The following is a 19,412-nucleotide window of genomic DNA, read 5'->3' on the forward strand; positions in this document are numbered from 1 at the left end:
ACTGTAATAATTAAAATGTTGCGTTTATACCAAAAATTAAGTTTCTTGTTTGAGGATAGGTTCCAAAGTCTATACCTTGTACTGTATTACTTCCACCAAAAGCATTAACCTCTGGGTCAAAACCAGAATAATCTGTTATAGTAAAAATGTTTTCTCCTGTACCGTAAATTTTTAGGGCAGTTATACCTAGCTTGTCAATTAGATTTTTAGGCAAATCGTAACTTAAGGTTATGGTTTTAAATCTTAAATATGAAGCGTCCTCGATAAAACGTGTTGAGACCCTAGAATTATCACTATTACCAAAACTAGCTCTTGGTATATCTGTAATATCTCCTGGTTGTCTCCAACGATCTAAAACTGCAGTAGATTGATTTTTAGGATCTATCATACCTTCGGTTTCAATTCGTGTGACATTTAACATATCGTTACCCTGAGATCCTTGAAGAAAAACAAATAAACCAAAGCCTTTATAATTTAAAGTATTAGTTACACCATAGTAAAAATCTGGATTAGCATCACCAATAATTGTACGGTCTTCTGGTGTAGGATTGAAGGTGGAGTTACCCTCATTGTCAATATAATAAGCGTTACCAGATGCAGGATCAACACCACCAAAAATATAACCATATAAAGTACCCAAAGGTTCGCCTTCTCTTACTAGACTAGCTTCACCTCTACCTCCTGTTATACCACCTTGTAATAATTCTTGTCCAACAAGACTAACCACTTCATTACGATTAAAGGATATATTAAATCCAGTATTCCATGAAAAGTTATCAGAATTAACGTTTACCGTATTTAAAGCTAATTCTATTCCTTTATTTTGTATTTCTCCAATATTTCTAATTGCATTATCAAAACCAGAAGTCGTTGGCAATGGTGCGTTTAACAATAAGTCATTAGTTTTTTTTATGTAGGCATCAGCTGTAACAGATAGTCTGTTATTTAACATAGAAAGGTCAAAACCTATATTTGTTTGTTCCGACTCTTCCCATTTTAATGTTAAGTTTTCAATAGATCCCGGAAATGTACCAGGTTGCGTGACACCACCAAATGGGTAATTTGCTCCAGATCCAACACGACCTAAATAACTATAAGCGTTAATATTATCGTTACCAACAAGTCCCCAACCTGCCCTAAGTTTAAGGTCATTAATTAATCCGTCTTTATTAATAAATTTTTCGTTTGAAACTCGCCATCCTAAAGAGAATGATGGAAAATAACCCCATCTTTTATTAGGTCCAAAAACACTTGATCCATCTGCTCTAAAATTAGCAGTTAACAGATATTTATCGTCAAAACTATAATTAACTCGACTTAAAAAGGAAGCATTCGCTCTTTCTGATTTCCAAGCAGAAGCATCAAAAATTTCAGAGCCTCCATTTGGTGTTGTTACGGATGCACTAGCAAAATTTCTAGTCTGAATAGAACTGTTTTCAAATGTAAACTTTTGTGTGACAGATCCCACTAAGGCTTCAACAGTATGTTTATTAAATGAATTATTATAACTAAGTGTATTTTCAACAATATAATAAGATTTTTTATCTGTATTATTAATACCTTGACCACCAATTGCAGCACCAAAACCTGTTCTGAAAGGATCTAAAAACGAATCAAATACGCCATTACTATTATCAATCCCATAGTTAAACTTGTATTTAAAATTTTCAATAAATTTAGCTTCTAAATAAATATTTCCTAAAAAACGGTTGTTATTATATTCTCTATCTAAACCGTCTGTACTAGCTAATGGATTTTCCCAATTTTGAAACGGGTTACTAGTAAACATACCAGCGTCATTATATACACCAATTATAGAAGGTGTGGTTAATGCACCCAAAAGGACACCTCCTTGATTTACGTTGTTATTGTCATTAATATCCACATCCTTATAAGATGTATATGCTATTCTGGTACCAATTTTTAACCAATCATTAATGTCTTGATCGATATTAATTTTAAAATTACTTCTTTCAATTTCAGACGTTCTTACTGCTCCTTCTTGGGTTAAATGACCTCCTGAAATAAAATAACTAGTTCCTTCAGTTTTACCAGATACTGAGGCTTGATAATTTTGAGAAAATCCATTTTGAAATATCTCTTCTTGCCAATCAGTACGTGCTGTAAAGCTGTCCCAATCTGTTGACAATCCCATTTCTGTCATTAAATCTCTATATTGTTCACCATTTAATACTGGTAAAGTGTTCCAGACTTGTGACACTCCGGAATAGATATCTAAACTTACTTTTGGTTTAGAAGTTGTTCCACGTTTAGTAGTAATTAAAACCACACCATTTGCTCCTTGAGCACCATAAATAGCAGCCGAAGAGGCATCCTTTAATACGGTTATTGTATCGATATCACTAGGATTAATTGATCTTGTGTCTGTTGTAGGTACACCATCAACCACATATAATGGTTCGCTGCTGGCATTAATTGAATTTGTACCTCTAATACGTACACTAAATCCACCTGATGGTTTACCTGATCCAGATATGACTTGTACACCTGCTGATTGTCCTTGTAATAAAGAACCTACTTGAGTGTTGGGTCTAGATTCAAAAGAATCGCTGTCAATTGTAGAGACCGATCCTGTTATATCTTTTTTAAGTTGCGATCCATAACCAACAATTACAACTTCATCTAAAACACTTGTATCTTCTTGCAAATCAACATTAATAACAGACTGTCCTTTTACTAAAATCTCTTGTGTTTTAAATCCAATATAACTAAATACTATCACTGAATTTTGATTTACACCTTCACTTAATGTGTATTTACCATCAAAATCTGTACTAACACCAATTGTAGTTCCTTTTAATATCACGGAAACTCCAGGTATAGGTAATCCATCATTCTCTGTTACAACACCTGTAACTTTATTTTGTGCTACACTTTTACTTGTACACAATAATGAAATGAAAATTACCGTAATGAAAACTAATTTTTTATAAATCATTTGCCTCTATATGTATTAAATTATGAAGTCAATAAAATGGTTTAGCAAATTACCCTGAAATAACAGCAACTACAATAGAGAAATCTGTAAAAGTGGATTTTATAGCGTGTAAATATTTGTTAAAATATTTAAAATCAACTACTTATAAGATTTAATCAGAATACGAAAAGTGGATTTTATTGGATGATTACAGAGTTTTATATCCGAAATCAGTAATTTATAGAGGGTGTTTTTGATAATATTATTTAATTTTTAGATAGATTTTATCATCTTCTCAAAATTTGTTTTATCAATTGCAGATTTATTAATAGCTGATCTGTAATTATAAATGGTATTTACAGAATACCTTAAAATTTTTGCAATTCTTGAACTATTATCAATTCCTAATTTGATAAGTGCCAAGATTCTTAATTCTGTATTTAATTGGTTTAAATCTGTTAATTCAATTTGATGGTCTGGTTTTAGTAACTTATTGACTTCTGACAAAAAATTTGGATAAATATGTAAAAATGAACTATCAAAATTGTTGTTAAAAATTTCTAATTCTTCATCAATTAGTCTTTTAGATTTTGATAATTTAAGCAACGCATTCATTTGATTTGCATTAACATATTTGCTTACCAATTTTCTGTAAACATCTAATTTGGTGATGTATTCTGAATACAGATTTACAAAATTACCAATGTAATGTTCCTTAATTTTATCTACTTCTGAGAGCTCTAAATAAAGATTTTTAAGTTCTTGATTAGATGTATTAAGCTTTTTATTAAAAACTAGAAGTTGATTATTAGCAATTTTAAGTTTATCCTTGGCTTCTGATACTTTTTTGACTTGCTTATAAACCATATAAATTGCGATTAGTAAAAAAACAGCTAAAACACTAATAAAAACTAAAGAGTATTCTAACTTTTGCTTTTGCTTTGCAGTTTTTTGTTCATAGGCTTTTGTAATTAAAGGCATATTATTAGCAATATCTACAAAACGTAAACGCGAATTATAAAACTCAGCATCATTGTAAGAAAAATTAATGTATTTATGTGCTCTGTCAATATCACCTTCAGAAAAAAGTATTTTAGCTAAAGTCCCCATTGATGCGTTATCCTTTACAGACGCTTGAATATCTGATATTGCAGAGTGTATTAAATACTCTTTTTGTTTAGTTAATTGGTTATTTAACTCATACAACAAGGATCTTTCAAAAGTTATTAAAGAGTATAAACGAGAACCTAATTTAACTTTACCAAGTCTTTGTGAATTGACTTTAAAAGCCTTGTCCAAATTTCGTTTATCTCTATATTCCTTTTCTTTAAGTCTTAAGGCTTCCTCAGTGTCAGGTTTAAGTCTATCATATAATGAGTCTTGATAGGCTTTGTATAGCTCTAAATATATTAATTTATTGCTATTTACTGCTGTATTATAGGATAGGCCAGAATAACCTTCTTTATGAGCAATAAAATAATTATTTAGTAAAGATTTTGGTAGTGAGTTTCTTTTTATTTTACTTAATGCATCAATTGATTCTTTAAATCGTCCTGTGTTAACTAATAATAATCCCATTTTTAGGATAGCTTTATCTAGTAACTCATCATTATTAAGCAATTTTCCAATCTCTATGTTTTTTTCTATATATTCTAATGCTTTATTAAAACTGTAAAATTGATACTCCTCAAAAATAGCATTGTTAATTATGTACTGGTCATTGAGGTTAGAAGTATTACTTACTTTTTTAATTAAGCTATCTATTTGTGCTTCCTTTTCTAAATCATACATTTTATAATTACGCATCTTAAATTCTAAACTACTAATAATAGAATCTAGATTTTGAGACACAAGGTTATTTTGAAATAACAATAGAAATAAGATACAAAAAATCAACTTCAAATTAAAAAGGTGTTTTAGAAAAAATTATAGCGAATTTACCTCTAAAATAATGATAAAAAAGGATCTTTTAATATTTTAAAATGTAGCTACTACTTTTTGAAAAGCACCATTATTTTAAAATATTAAGATTATGACTAAACTATAGACATGAAAATCGCTTAGTTTTTAAATTACAATTAATCCACAATAACAGCATCAATACAAATCCATCCTAAGGAGTTAACATCTTTAATATCTGCTGTTTCATCCGTAAATTTTTCAACCGTTATTGTTTGATTTGGTTTTATAGTATCAGATATTTTAATAAGCGTTTTATGTATAATCGTGTTGGTTTTGGAATAATATTGCACTTCAATTGTACAATCCTTATAAGTTGTATATTTAGAGGTGTTAGTAAGCATCAAGCTTAATTGGTAACCAGCTTGTGTTTGCCTCTTACGATAGCTACCTGTGGCTTCAATTTTAGGTTTAATCAACTCTTTTTCGGAAGCCATTTCAAGTTGTATTTGTGCTGCCTCTAATTGTTGTTGTTTTGATTTTTCACTTTCGCAATTGCATAATATAAGTGCAAGTAGTAATAGCGTAATGGCTTGCTTCATAAAAAATAACTCGAGTTAATTATAATTAGGTGTTTTTTTAGTGTAAAAATAATACACAAGAGTTATATTAAACAATAGATTTACTCATAATAATAGCACAGCTTATATAATTCTTGGTCTACAATTTAGATTAGTTTTTGAATAACGTAAAATAAAACGTGGTACCACTACCCTCTTGACTATCTACCCAAATAGAACCTTTATAATAAGTAATTATTTTTTTTACAATAGATAAGCCAATACCAGAGGACGATCCTGTGCTTTCTAATTTAGTAAAGACTTTAAAAATCTTGTCGTAATAATCAGATTTAATTCCAATACCATTGTCTTTGACAAAAAACTGATAATGATCCTCTTGATCTGTATAACCAACTTGTATAGTTCCTTTTTCTGGATTACCATATTTTATGGCATTTTGTATCAAGTTTTGAAACACTTGTTTAAAACGCCAAGCGTTACCATATATACTTGGTAAATTATCTTGTACTGTTATAGTAACGTGGCTTGGTACTAATAATGTTTGAATAACCTCGTCCACGATAAGATTAAAATCAATAGATATATCTTCTGTCTCAAGCCTGTCAATGGTAGAGTAATCTAAAATTCCTTTGATTAAAAAATCCATCTTCTCTACATTAAAAATCACTTGATGTAATGGTGTTAATGCTGCATCATCCAAAACCTCTTTGTTATCATCCATAAACCAACTTATTAAAGTGTGGATATTAATTAATGGTGCTTTTAAATCGTGAGATACAACATGAGCGTATTCATTTAACTCTTCATTTTGACGGGATAAAAACTGTAATAACTCTTCCTTTTTAGCTTCTTGCGCTTTAATGCGTTCTTCATTTTCTTTTCGCTGTATAATGTTGACTAACATATTAGCAAAAACAAATAAGATTTCTTTTTCGTGGTCATTAAACTTATTAATTTGTTTTACCGAGTCAAAACCTATAAAGCCAATTAATTCATTATTTTTAAACTTAGGTATGGTAATCAAACTTTTTATGCCTTGTGGCTCTAAAACAGCACGCAAACCGTGTTCTCCATCCTCTGGTAGTAAACTAACATCTTCAACAAAAAAGGCCTCTCCTTTTTTATGAGCTTCTACCCATTGCGGAAAGTAATCTAAAGGCACTTGCTGTAAATTATCTATTTCAGGCTCTACGTCTTTCGCGCACCACTCATAAGTATTGGATGTTGTATTGCTTATAAAATCGTATGAAAATATATAACTTCTATCAGACTCTACAAACTCACAAATCTGTTGTAAGGATTTATTAATCAAGTTATTAATGTCTGATAAATCCGAATTAATATACTGTGTAGAAATACTAATTAATAATTCTTGAAAACGTATTTGTCTTTCAATAATTTTATCTTTTTCTAACTGTTGTAAGTAATTAATTTTATTAGTTTTAAGTTGTTCTGAGTGGGTTCCTAAAAGGTCTTGATAATCATTATTCATAGCAAAAATCAAAATTTTAAATACGGTTAAGTTAATTTGGATTTACTAATATAATATATACATTTTTAAAATTAATATTTATGACAGTTCAAATTAACATTTTTTTAAACAATCATTTAAACACCATTGGTAACATAAGTATTTGATTAGCAAATTAGTCAGTGTTTATAGTTATAGTTTACATGTTTTATTAGGCTAAATTGTTTAAAAATCAAGTATATTTGTTGGGATTGAAATTGGAGTTTATTGACTCTAAATTCAATCTTTCTTTTTTACATAAAATAATTTTCAAATCAAACAATTATGAAACAATTTGGAATAGTGTTAACAGCGCTATTAATTAGTAGTTTATCATTTGCTCAAGTAGAAGTCTCTTTAAGTACAGGTTATGCTGTTGGAAGTGCAGGAATGAAATTAGGAGAATCAATTAACTTATCAGAAACAGAAAACTCTTATGGTAGTTATGGTGAAGGTGCAAACGTACAACTAAGAGGGACTTATTATTTTAATGAGTCTTTTGGTGTAGATTTAGGTTTAGGATATTTACATGGTACAGACCAAACAATATCGGAAGTTAATGTTCCAAATCGTGAAGTAGATGCTGTTGCTAGAGCACGTGCTTTTGGAGCATCAACATCTATCGTATATAAATTTACAAACAATATTTATGGTCGTTTTGGTGCTTTATTAAAATTAGGAGGAAAAACCGAAGCTGTAGTATATGATAAATCAGTACTTTCTCAGGCAGAAGCTGATGCTTTTGGAATCCCTTTAGGGTCTTATTCTGAGACAAATTATAAAGAAGATTTTCATGGACATTTTCCATTAGGATTTGTAGGTGCTTTAGGTTATAAATTTAACCTAAATGATAACTTAAATTTATTTGTTGAAGCTGAGTATTACGGAATTAGCTTAAAACGTAAAGACTCTGAAATTACAGAATTTAATACAGACGTAGTTTTACCTGATGGTACTGTTGCATTTGCTGGTTTTTATAATATAGATAATTTGCCAAACGGTTATAATAAAGAAACAACTTATGTAGATAATTTATCTAATTCAAATACGGATTCGTCAAGAAAATTATCTCAAAAAGTACCATACTCTTCTTTCGGGATTAATTTTGGTATCACTTATAGATTTAAATCTTCTAGTAAAAAACAATAAGGGTTTTTAATTATATCCTTAATATAAAAAAAAAGCCTCTAAAACTTAAGTTTTAGAGGCTTTTTTTATGTTTTAAAACTATTTTTGAAAAAGTTCCATTCAATACTAATTGTTTAGTTCGTCCATTATTTGGGCAAAATACTTATACGATTTTATACGATCATTAATATCATAAATATTTGATACAGCTATAAACTCGTCCGCTTTAGTTTGATCCATAAATTCCTTAATTTTAGGCTTTACAGTGTTTTTACTACCAACAAACGTATATTTTAGCATTTGATGTACTTGTGGATTTTTTAAAATTTCTCTGTAATTTTCTGTCATATCTGTTGGTGGTTGTACTGCTTGTCTTTTACCTGTAAATAAACCAACAATCATACTAATTAAAGAGGTAAATAAGCGCTCTGCTTCTTCATCTGTATCTGCAATAATAATATTTAATCCAACAATCACATAAGGATTTTGTAACACTGATGAAGGTTGAAACTTACTTCTATATATTTCCAAAGCATCCCATAAGTGGCTTGTAGCAAAATGACTGGCAAATGCATATGGTAATCCTTTTTTAGAGGCTAAATGTGCACTATCTGTACTAGATCCTAAAATATAAATAGGCACTGAGACACCTTCTGCTACTGTAGCTCTTACTTTAGACGTTGCATTATCTACTGAAAAATATTGTTGGATTTGTCCTACCATATTAGGAAACGCATGTGCAGCTTCCATAAAGTCAGACCGAATCGCTTCTGCTGTTTCACGATCTGTTCCAGGTGCTCTACCTAAACCTAAATCTATACGATTTGGATATAGTGTTGCTAAAGTCCCAAATTGCTCTGCAACTATTAAAGGAGAATGGTTTGGTAGCATGATTCCACCAGAACCGATGGTGATTGTAGTTGTACCCTGAGCAACATAACCAATTAATATGGAGGTTGCAGTACTACCAATATTTGTAGAGTTGTGGTGCTCTGCTAACCAATATCTTTTATAACCAAAGCTTTCGGCTTGTTGTGCTAAATGTAACGCGTTAGTATAGGTTTGCTTTAGTGTGTGATCTTGAGATACTAACGCCAAATCTAATATAGAATATGATGTTTTGTGAGTATTCATAAATTTTATGTGCTAATATAAGTCTAATTAAGACCATACATATTACTATTACAAAGTTACATAACCTAGTAATGCAAAGCCTAAATACAGCTATTAAACTTTTGCTAAAGCCTTCATAAAAAACTATAATATTTTGAGTATGATAAGATACACTCAGGTCTTTATAATAATTGTATTTTTGCACTTTACTTACCTGTCAATCGTTGTAACTATAAGTCTTAAATACATGATTATACCTAAATTACATTATATAACACAAGGCGATTCCCCTAAACAAATTTTGGAAAATGTCCAGAAGGCATGCACCTCTGGAGCAGAATTAGTACAATTGCGTTACAAAAATGTATCTGAAAAAAAGTTTTTAAAATTAGCAGAAGAGGTTATAAAGATAACATCTCATTTTCAAACTAGACTAATTATTAATGACCATTATAAAGTAGCTAAAACAATTAAAGCTGATGGTGTACATTTAGGTCCATCAGACGTGAGCCCTACAATTACTAGAAAACATTTATATACTTGGCAAAGTATTGGTGGTACTGCTAACACTTTACAAGATTGTGAAGCTTTAATAGCTCAGGATGTTGATTATATTAGTTTAGGTCCTTTTAGATTTACTGATACTAAATCAGAATTAGGTCCAATTTTAGGTTTAGAAGGTTATACAGCAATTATCGACGTATTAAATACAACAACGCCAGTTATAGGTGTTGGAGGTATAAATACAGCAGATATTGAAGCCATTTTAAAAACAGGTATATCTGGTGTAGCTGTGTCAACTGAGATTACTAAAAACTTTGACTCAATTAAAACCTTTAACCAATTACTAAAAGCATCTGTTATAGCAGAGCAACGTCATACTTTTGAATAACTAGCTATTAAAACACTATACTAAATCGCATTAAAAAGCTAAATATTATAAAACAAAAAAGCTATCATAATTAAAATTATGATAGCTTTTTTTATAAGCTGAAATTAAAGTTAACTTATTAGTTAATCTTAATAGTTAATACACCTCTTCTATTTTCTGCTCTACCAGCTGCAGTAGTATTAGAAGATGCAGGTTGCGTCTCTCCTACTCCTGTAGTTGTAATAGTATCTGAAGCTAATCCTTTAGAAACTAAGTAAGCTTTAATAGCCTGAGCTCTTTTTACAGAAAGATTGTAATTATAATTTACACCACCTTTATTATCTGCGTGACCAACAATAGATACGTTATAAGTTGCATCTTTAGTCATGTTAGACGTTAATTGATCTAATATTATTTTAGCATTTAAATCAAGTTCGGCACTATCATATGCAAAGTATACTTTTCTTTCTCCTTCAATTGGATTAACAACAGGTTCAACTTCTTTAACTACTAAAGGACAACCGTTATCTGTACCTTTTACATCAGGACAGTTATCTTTATTATCAGGGAAACCGTCTCCATCAGTATCAGGACATCCACCAAATTCAACGCTACCTTTAACTTCTGGACATAAATCGTCTTTATCAGCAACACCATCTCCATCAGTATCAGGACATCCACCAAGACTAGCTACTCCAGCAACTTCTGGACATACATCATACTCGTTTGGTACACCATCTCCATCAGTGTCATTATTTACTTCTTCTTTTTCAGTTCCATTACCTAATTTATACACGATACCTAAGCTATGTGCAAAATGTTTTGGTAAGTAATCTTTAAAAGCATGCTTATAAGTAGTTTGCAAGTTTAATCCAAAATCATCATTGATGCTATATTTTAAACCAACAGCTCCATTAACAGTTCCTGCACCTACTAAATCTGAACCGTTTGCTGCATAAGAGGTATTATAAGGACCTTCTTCAATCCAAGTATAACCTCCACCAACTGCTAAAAATGGTTGTAAATCGTTTTTACCAAATGCATAGTTAATCATACCATCTAAACCATAATACTTAAGATTGTCTACTAATACGCTTTCATCTGCACTTCCTAAATCTCCCCATTTAGTTAACTCGTTTAAAGTACCTCTTGCTGTAATAGATAAGTTTTTGTTGAAGTTTTTAGTAACACCAACATACACACCTAAGTTCCAGTGATCGTTAAGGTTAAAAAATTCGTCAAAATAATCGCCTTGAGGTGCATTTTCTCCAACAGGATAAACGTCAATAGCGCTTACACCAGTTTCAAAAGACCAACGGTTATCTTTTTTAGAAGTTGTAACTGACATATCAGTACTGTTTTCTTCTTTAATAGTGTCTTGTCCTAAATTATAAACTAAACCTAAACTGTGTGCCCAATGTTTAGTTAAATAGTCTTCAAATGAATGTTTATAAGTGGTCTGTAAGTTAATACCAAATCTATTAGAAACGTTATAACGTAAACCTAAAGCACCATTTGCTGTTCCTGCACCAACTAAATCAGATCCATTAGCTGCATAAGATGTATTATATGGACCTTCTTCAATCCAAGTATAACCACCACCAACTGCTAAAAATGGTTGTAATTTTCCTTTACCAAAAGCATAATTGATCATAGCATCTAAACCATAATATTTAAGGTTATCAACTAAGACACTTTCATCAGCAGCACCTAAATCACCCCATTTGCTAATTTCGCTAAAAGTACCTCTAGCAGAAAGTGATAAATTGTTATTAAAGTTTCTTGCAATCCCAACATAAACTCCATAATTCCAATGGTCGTTAAGATTTAAAAATTCGTCTAAATATTCACCTTGAGGAAAATCTTCTCCTACAGGATAAACATCAATTGCAGCAAAACCAGTTTCAAAAGACCAAGTCTTTTCTGTGTTTTGTGCAAAAGAAAATTGCATACTAAATACTAGTATAAGGGTTAATGATAAAATGTTGTAAAACTGTTTCATATTTAAATTATTTTTTATTTTAAAAATTAATTAAGCCGGCAAATTAACAACAATTGTAATCAATAAAAAACAATTGTTTTAACTAAATAAATAGCTGTCAAAACTAGGCATTATTGATATAATAATGTTTTTGCATAAGATTATTGAATCGTTAAATAATTGTATATAAATATGTTTTAAGTCCAATGTTTTTAATACTTAACTAGTAAATCTATAAAAGTTAAATTCGTCTTAAAACTTAAAAAAAGTGTTTTTAATATCAGTCAGAAAATCTACTCAAACGTTTATCAGTAAAAAAGTCCGTTGTAGTAAAAATCTTATCGAATTTAAATTGTAGAATTTTGATTGAAGTTTCTTTTTTTTGACTGTGAAAAAAAATTAAAAATTAAATTTTAATATTTCAAAATCTCTTAAAAAACTATATTCGCAACATGTGGATGTATTTAGGCTTATTAGCAGCACTTTTTTTAGGATTACATAACTTATGCAAAAAACACGCAGTACAAGGTAATGAAGTGTTTCCTGTACTTTTAGGTACCATAGGTTCTGGTTTTTTGTTTATTCTTCCTTTTTTTATTGGCTCTGTTTTTTTTCCGCAGGCAACCAAAAATTTAGGATTTTATATCAATAGTATTCCTTGGCAAACGCATGGTTTTATAGTTATAAAATCAATGATTATGGCTGCATCTTGGATATTAGCCTACCAAGCTTTAAAACATTTACCTATAACTATTGTAACACCCATAAGATCTGCTGGACCATTTTTTACTTTTATTGGCGCCATAATAATTTATAATGAAACACCTAAGTTTTTGCAATGGATAGGCTTTTTTCTTATAATTTTTTCAGTAATCTTATATTCTAGAATTGGTAAAAAGGAAGGAATTATATTTAAGAGTAATAAGTGGATATTTGCTATTGTTGGTGCTACTTTTTTAGGTGCCTCTAGTGGATTGTATGATAAATTTTTGATTCAAAGTTTAAACCTAAACCCACAAACTTTACAGTTTTGGTTTTGCTGGTATACCATATTAATTTTGCTAGTTATCTTATCCATAACATGGTTTCCGTTTAAAGCTAAACGTCAAGCGTTTAAATGGCGTTGGACTATTATTGCGGTTGGAGTATTATTACAAGCTGCAGATTATTTTTACTTTAAGGCTTTACAAGATCCAGACGCTTTAATCATGCTATTGTCTGCCATAAAAAGAAGTCAATTAATAATAGCTGTAGTTATTGGAGGTATAGTCTTTAAAGAACAAAATAAACGCAAAAAACTAATCCCTTTATTTGGGATTTTATTAGGTGTCTTTTTGATATTATATTCTTAATGAAAGTTTATATTTAGAAACTCTAAATAAAATCTACAGCTTCTTCAAGCTGAATCTGAGCCATATCATAAACCAATTTATTTTTGGAATTTTGTATTACAGACAACTCTGTACATGCCAAAACCACGACTCCGTTTGTTGTATATTTTTTAAGCAGATTATTAAAAATCATTAATTGCTCTTGGGTTTGTTGATTATTATAAACCGAAATTCTTAAATTATCAATTTGAGACATTTCTTTTACGTTTGGTTGCAAAACCATTATATTTTCCGCTTCAAATTTGGATTTAATATAGTCGGACTGCATGGTATGTCTTGTTCCAAAAAGGGTCACTTTAGCGTGTTTATTCTTTAGTATTTTAGCTATAGTTTTGGTTATAGGATGAATTATTTTGGTTGAAATATTTAACCTGTCAATGGTTTCATGTAAGGTTATATTTGGGATTAAAATAGCGTCTATTTGCAGTTCTTCTAGGTTTTTAATACATGATTTTACAATTATATCTAATTCTGTAGAAGTATTTGGAAGTAAATTATTTATGGTATTAAAATCTACATTTAGCATTTTAAAAGGACACGTACTAAATCCGCCATACTTTGTATTATAAAAGGTGTTAAGCTTTTGTATATAATACAAGGTTGAAAAACTTCCTAATCCTAATAATCCTAATGTTTTCATACTATTTCAAGGATGTAATTAGCAAAATAGTTGTTACTATCCTTTAGTTTATTTTTAATACAAAATTGTGTGTTAGCAATAATCTGATTTAAAATATCATCATTATATTTTCTAGAAATTTCTAAATGAATTTTTTCGTCTTTTGCAAAATGAAAGGTTTTATCTATAGCCTTAATATATACCTCTTGGTTTTTAATGCTTGTTAGGTAACTTTTAGCAATACCTTCTTTTTCATTATAAGTTGGCGTATGCACAAAATTGTTTGGGTTAAAATCACCCTGTAATTCGTTATTAATTCGGTCTAATAAATTTAAATTAAAAGCAGCTGTGACACCTTGACTGTCGTTATAAGCTGGTAAAACTATAGCTTCGGGTTTTATTAAATCTACACCTAAAAATAGTTTGTCACCTAAGTTTAAATTAGCACTTAGGTTTTGCATAAATATTGATGCAATAGCATCATTCATGTTGCCAATATTAGAACCTAAAAATAGTATTACTTTGGGATGATTACTATGCTTTAAAGATTCTAAAACCTCAAAATAATCACCTTGTTTTGTTTTAACTGAAACAAAGGGTAATTCTGTTTTTAAATTGTTTTCAAGATTATCTAAGGCATTCTGAGAAATATCGACAGGTAAATAATCAAAATTATAACCTTCTTTGCTTAACAATTTAAGTAGCTCTTTGGTTTTTGTGCCATTACCAGCACCTAATTCTATCAGTTCAAAATAGGTGTCTTTCTCTAATTTTAAAGATGCTATGATATTAGACGTTTGGTTTTTAAAAATATCATGCTCTGCTCTAGTCAAGTAATATTCTGGCAGACCCATTATTTTAACAAAAAGCGCATCTCCTTTTTTATTGTAAAAATATTTAGATGGTAAATTTTTATGTGGTGCGCTTAAACCGTTGTTTACAGCCTCTTTAAATTGTTCTATCATAAATTATTTTACTAATCTAATTCCTGTGTATTGCCAGCGCTCTAATGGACTGAAAAAATTTCTATATGTATTCCTGCTATGGTTTTGTGATGTTGCAACAGATGCGCCACGAAGGACCATTTTGTTGCTCATAAACTTTCCGTTATACTCGCCTACTGCTCCATTTGCTTTCTCAAAGTTTGGATAAGGAAGGTATGCACTTGCGGTCCATTCCCAACGTTTTCCCCAATCAAGGTTTTTAGAAGCGACTTCCCATTCAAATTCTGTTGGTAATCGCATCCCTTTCCATTCTGCGTAAGCATTAGCTTCATAAAAGTTAATATGACCTAATATGGCGTTTTTATCCACAAGTTGTAAACCTGCTAAAGTGTAGTAATGCCATTCTTGGTCCATTTTATACCAATATAAAGGTGCATTTACCTGGTTTTTATTTACCCAAGACCAACCTTCGTCTAACCAAAGATTAAAATCTGAATAACCTCCAGCTTCCATAAATGCAATGTAATCTCCATTGGTTACTAAAAAGTTGTTTATTTCAAAGTCATTAATAAAGACTTTATGTACTCCTAACTCGTTATCGTAACAAAAGTCATTTCCTTTATAGCCAATCTCATAAACACCTTCCTTTATTTGAAAGGTTTCTTTAGATTGATTATGATTTTTTAAAAGGTTCTCATCCTTTTTATAAACCGGAAATAATGGATTGTGACCAAACATATATTTAACATCTGTAACCAATAATTCTTGATGTTGTTGCTCGTGGTTTAATCCTAAAATGATTAAATTGGTTAATTCTTTATTTGAATTTTGAGCTAATAATTTTAAAACATGTTCATCTACATAACTTCTATAATCCAATACTTCACTAGTAACAGGTCTAGACATATTACCTCTATTAGATTGTAATATGCGTGATCCTAAAGTATTGTAGTAACTATTAAATAGGAAACTGTAATTATTGTTAAACTCTTTATAATCAGGTAAAAATTGTTTTAAAATAAACTCTTCAAAAAACCAAGTGGTGTGTGCTAAATGCCATTTTGGTGGACTTGCAAAAGCAACCACTTGAATTGAATAATCTTCAACATTTAAATGACTGCAAAACGATACTGTTTGCGCTCTTACCTGTTTAAAATGTGTTACAATATTCATATTTAGATTTGCCATTATCATCAAATTTAAACAATCCATTGTAACGTAGTGGTCATTATATGGCCAAATTTGATGTGTGTGTGTTTATATCACTAAGTCGTTTTCTGCCACAATTCTTACAAAATTGATAGACTTTTCAGGAAATTTTTATGTATGCGATTAAAATAATCTGTTTTGAAAAATGCAATTGTGCTTTTATGTGTTTTACTATAATCTTTAATGTAGGTTTATCTAATCTGCCTTTAGCCTGTTTATAACTTGAATTTACATCATATATGATTTAAAATACCTTCTTAAACAATTGTCCAATCCAATCCTGAATTTTGAATATCTATTTCTGTTTGGTGATTATTTTTAACAATTGGACTAAAAGCAATTTATATCCATCTGCGATTAAAACTAAATTTTAATCAATTTAAAGCTCGTACAAGTTGTTATTTTAAAAATAGATCAAAAATTTGAATACTAAAACACATATAAAACCTAATTGTTAAGCCTTACTAAAATTGATTATGATTGATTAAAACTGAATATCAATAATTTAAGTAAAACCATATTATAGATTGATTCTAAATTGAAAATTTAAATTTTTATTAATCTATTTATCTATATTTATAGTCAAACAACAAATTTTGAGTATTAAACATGAGTATTAAACATGAGTATTAAAAAATTGGTCTCATATAAAATTAGGAAAAACACGACTGTTTTTGATCTTCTATTTTTTTTAGTGTTTATAACTACAATAATATTAAGTATTACGCTTAAAGAAAAAAAGAATTTAATTTACATTTCTCCAATTGTTATATTAACAATAATCATTAAGTATTTTAGTGTTGTAAAAAAGAAATTAGACCCTTTATTTATAATAGCTTTACTAGCTTTTCTTTTTCTTAACGTGATAAGTTTTTATGCTTATAATAAATATTTTAATACCATTAGTTTACTAACATCAACCTATTTAATACTTTTTTCTTTAATACTTAAAAAATATCTTATTAAAAGTAGGCTCAAGTCCTTTTTATCTTTATCAGTTGTTTTAGGTGTTTTATTAGTGGGTTATGTAATTTATGCTGTTGTGGACTTATTAATTGGTCAAATGCCCAATTCTAACTTGATTTTTATTCTAATTTGTGCTGTATGCTTATTTATATACTCCATCACATTTGCTATAATTTATATTAGTGATAATTATGAAAATGCTACTATTTTATTAGCTTCAGGAGTAGCAACTATTTTTAATCTATGTTTATCTCCTATAAATGAGTATTTTTTATACAATCAAACATTTAGTGTTCTAATATTATTCTGTCATTACATGTCTTTATACCTTTTCATGAAGTTTATTACAACAACTAAAATCATTAATCCCGATGATGTAAAAAATAAATATTTTTAGAGTTTATTTAATATGTTTTTAAACAAGTAACAATTTAAATAGAGTTTAAAAATTTTTATAGAAGACTAATACTACTTTTCTTCTTTTAGCTTTAAAATTTACAGATGTTATATTTTTAAGAAATTTTAACGTATTTTAATATTTTGGTATGGCTTTATGCTATACATTTGCCGACTTAAATTAATTATCAAGAATCTCAATAAAAGGAGATAGCAACCTGCAATAACAAGCAAGGTGCTAAATAGATAAGCCAATTAATTGGAACAAATGTTAACTCATACTTCTTTTTACTTGTTGCTATTTCCTTTAAAAAATGAAAAGGAAACATGGCAAATTCAAAAACAATTACTCCAAAATTTTCAGCATTAATACCACTATTCGTATTTGTATTTACGTTTTTAGGAGTAGGTATTTATCAAAACGATTTTTACGCACTTCCAGCTCCAATTGCAGTTATAGTTGGTATAATTGTGGCGTTTTTAATGTTTAGACAATCTATAACCTCTAAAATAAATACGCTGCTTAAAGGTTGTGGTGACGACAAGATCTTAACCATGTGCCTTATTTATTTATTAGCAGGTGCATTTGCTACCATTACTAAAGCAACAGGAAGTGTAGATGCTATTGTTAATTTAGGGCTAGATTATATTGCAATACAATATATCTATTTTGGTGTATTTATAATTGCAGGATTTTTATCGGTTTCTACAGGTACATCTGTTGGAGCTATAGTAGCTTTAGCTCCAATTGTGATTGGTTTTGCAGATAAAAGCAACGTAGATTTAGGTATATTATGTGGTGCATTATTAGGTGGTAGTATGTTTGGAGATAATCTTTCTGTTATTTCAGATACTACTATTGCTGCAACACAGTCTTTAGGTTGCAAAATGAGTGACAAGTTTAAGCAAAATATTAAAATTGCTTTTCCAGCAGCTTTAATTACTATTGGTATTTTAATTGTTCAAGGTTTTGGCTTAAAAGAAGTAAAATCAGAAGCTATCATTTATACGTATTCAGTAGTTAAAATTTTACCTTATTTATTAGTTATCATATTATCAATAATAGGTATTAATGTGTTTGTTACGTTACTATTAGGTGTTATTGCTGGTGGTTTGTTAGGTATTATTTATGGAGATTTTACATTAATCGAATCCACTAAAATTGCATACAATGGTTTTACTAGCATGACCGAAATCTTTTTATTATCTCTTTTAACAGGTGGCTTAGCTGCTTTGGTTGAAAAAAATGGAGGTATTGATTTTATTTTAAATAAAATTAAAACTTTAATTAAAAGTAAACGCTCAGCTCAGCTAGGTATTGCTACATTGGTTGGTACTATTAATATGGCTATTGCTAATAACACAGTATCTATTATCATAGCTGGTCCCATAGCAAAAACAATCAATGATCAATATCATTTAGATAACAAAAAAACTGCTTCAATTTTAGATATTTTTGCCTGTATTATCCAAGGAATCTTGCCTTATGGTGCACAAGTATTAATGATACTTAGTTTTGCTAATGGTAAAATTGATTATTTAGATTTAGTATCTAATACCTGGTATTTATTACTATTATTTATTTACACAATACTATTAATTATGTTTAAACCTTTTGTTTTAAAAACAAATCTCATTTAACTATATATCAATACATTATTAAAAATTAATACTACATTAATCTCTTTAAATATTCTATGTAACATTCAGGTCATGGTAAACAAAAAGCATCTTTATTCCAATTTAATAAATCAATATTATTTTTAAAACATTCTACTAAATTTGTATTAAAAATAAATAGTTTTCTGTAGGCTACTAAATCGATATCAATTGTTTCTAAAACTTAATTTCAATCTAGTGTATTTA

14 protein-coding genes and 1 riboswitch are annotated in these 19,412 nt (G+C 29.3%); of the genes, 5 read left to right on the top strand and 9 right to left on the bottom strand.

Features of this window, described 5'->3' with window-relative positions; genetic code table 11:
* Positions 1-10 precede the first annotated feature (10 nt).
* The 4 genes from M890_RS0103250 to M890_RS0103265 form a co-directional block, all read right to left on the bottom strand.
* Complete coding sequence (locus M890_RS0103250) at positions 11-2,959, bottom strand: SusC/RagA family TonB-linked outer membrane protein (protein ID WP_036597055.1); 2,949 nt, start codon at positions 2,957-2,959, stop codon at positions 11-13.
* Between the two features lie 252 nt (positions 2,960-3,211).
* Entirely contained in the window at positions 3,212-4,789 is a 1,578-nt protein-coding gene (locus M890_RS0103255; RefSeq protein WP_157243250.1) for a SusR family glycan utilization regulator, read from the bottom strand.
* Between the two features lie 227 nt (positions 4,790-5,016).
* Entirely contained in the window at positions 5,017-5,439 is a 423-nt protein-coding gene (locus M890_RS0103260) for a hypothetical protein (RefSeq protein ID WP_028282151.1), read from the bottom strand.
* Between the two features lie 130 nt (positions 5,440-5,569).
* Positions 5,570-6,910 carry a GAF domain-containing sensor histidine kinase gene (locus M890_RS0103265; RefSeq protein WP_084553541.1) on the bottom strand — a complete coding sequence of 447 codons (1,341 nt, stop codon included), beginning with the start codon at positions 6,908-6,910 and terminating at the stop codon, positions 5,570-5,572.
* 303 nt (positions 6,911-7,213) lie between these two features.
* Here M890_RS0103265 and M890_RS0103270 point away from each other — a divergent pair, with 303 nt between their 5' ends.
* Positions 7,214-8,077, top strand: a complete 864-nt coding sequence (locus M890_RS0103270) for an outer membrane beta-barrel protein (protein ID WP_028282153.1) — start codon at positions 7,214-7,216, stop codon at positions 8,075-8,077.
* Positions 8,078-8,182: 105 nt separating this feature from the next.
* Here M890_RS0103270 and M890_RS0103275 read toward each other — a convergent pair whose 3' ends face one another.
* Positions 8,183-9,190 (bottom strand): LLM class flavin-dependent oxidoreductase, encoded by a 1,008-nt coding sequence (locus M890_RS0103275; protein WP_028282154.1) that lies wholly within the window; start codon positions 9,188-9,190, stop codon positions 8,183-8,185.
* Between the two features lie 226 nt (positions 9,191-9,416).
* On the opposite strand from M890_RS0103275, the gene thiE reads away from it, so the two are divergent.
* Entirely contained in the window at positions 9,417-10,061 is a 645-nt protein-coding gene (thiE, locus tag M890_RS0103280; RefSeq protein WP_036597057.1) for a thiamine phosphate synthase, read from the top strand.
* Between the two features lie 118 nt (positions 10,062-10,179).
* Here thiE and M890_RS16345 read toward each other — a convergent pair whose 3' ends face one another.
* Positions 10,180-12,042: an OmpA family protein gene (locus M890_RS16345; RefSeq protein ID WP_028282156.1), complete on the bottom strand. Its 1,863-nt coding sequence runs from the start codon at positions 12,040-12,042 to the stop codon at positions 10,180-10,182.
* Positions 12,043-12,473: 431 nt separating this feature from the next.
* Here M890_RS16345 and M890_RS0103290 point away from each other — a divergent pair, with 431 nt between their 5' ends.
* A complete protein-coding gene (locus M890_RS0103290) occupies positions 12,474-13,373 on the top strand; it encodes an EamA family transporter (RefSeq protein WP_028282157.1) in 900 nt (299 codons plus the stop codon).
* Positions 13,374-13,395: 22 nt separating this feature from the next.
* Here M890_RS0103290 and M890_RS0103295 read toward each other — a convergent pair whose 3' ends face one another.
* The 3 genes from M890_RS0103295 to egtB are packed head-to-tail and all read right to left on the bottom strand — an operon-like array spanning position 13,396 to position 16,163.
* Entirely contained in the window at positions 13,396-14,052 is a 657-nt protein-coding gene (locus M890_RS0103295) for an aspartate/glutamate racemase family protein (protein WP_028282158.1), read from the bottom strand.
* Positions 14,049-14,996 carry an L-histidine N(alpha)-methyltransferase gene (locus tag M890_RS0103300; protein ID WP_028282159.1) on the bottom strand — a complete coding sequence of 316 codons (948 nt, stop codon included), beginning with the start codon at positions 14,994-14,996 and terminating at the stop codon, positions 14,049-14,051. The genes M890_RS0103295 and M890_RS0103300 overlap by 4 nt, the downstream gene beginning before the upstream one ends.
* Before the next feature lie 3 nt (positions 14,997-14,999).
* Positions 15,000-16,163: an ergothioneine biosynthesis protein EgtB gene (egtB, locus tag M890_RS0103305; protein WP_316929343.1), complete on the bottom strand. Its 1,164-nt coding sequence runs from the start codon at positions 16,161-16,163 to the stop codon at positions 15,000-15,002.
* A gap of 643 nt (positions 16,164-16,806) precedes the next feature.
* Between egtB and M890_RS0103310 the strand changes: the two genes are divergently transcribed.
* Positions 16,807-17,547: a hypothetical protein gene (locus M890_RS0103310; protein ID WP_028282161.1), complete on the top strand. Its 741-nt coding sequence runs from the start codon at positions 16,807-16,809 to the stop codon at positions 17,545-17,547.
* A 179-nt stretch (positions 17,548-17,726) separates the two neighbouring features.
* Positions 17,727-17,825: riboswitch (SAM-I-IV-variant riboswitch) on the top strand.
* Between the two features lie 48 nt (positions 17,826-17,873).
* A complete protein-coding gene (locus tag M890_RS0103320; protein WP_028282162.1) occupies positions 17,874-19,187 on the top strand; it encodes a Na+/H+ antiporter NhaC family protein in 1,314 nt (437 codons plus the stop codon).
* The last annotated feature ends 225 nt before the right edge of the window (positions 19,188-19,412 follow it).

It is taken from the genome of Olleya marilimosa CAM030 (assembly GCF_000518485.1).
Classification (GTDB): Bacteria; Bacteroidota; Bacteroidia; order Flavobacteriales; family Flavobacteriaceae; genus Olleya; species Olleya marilimosa.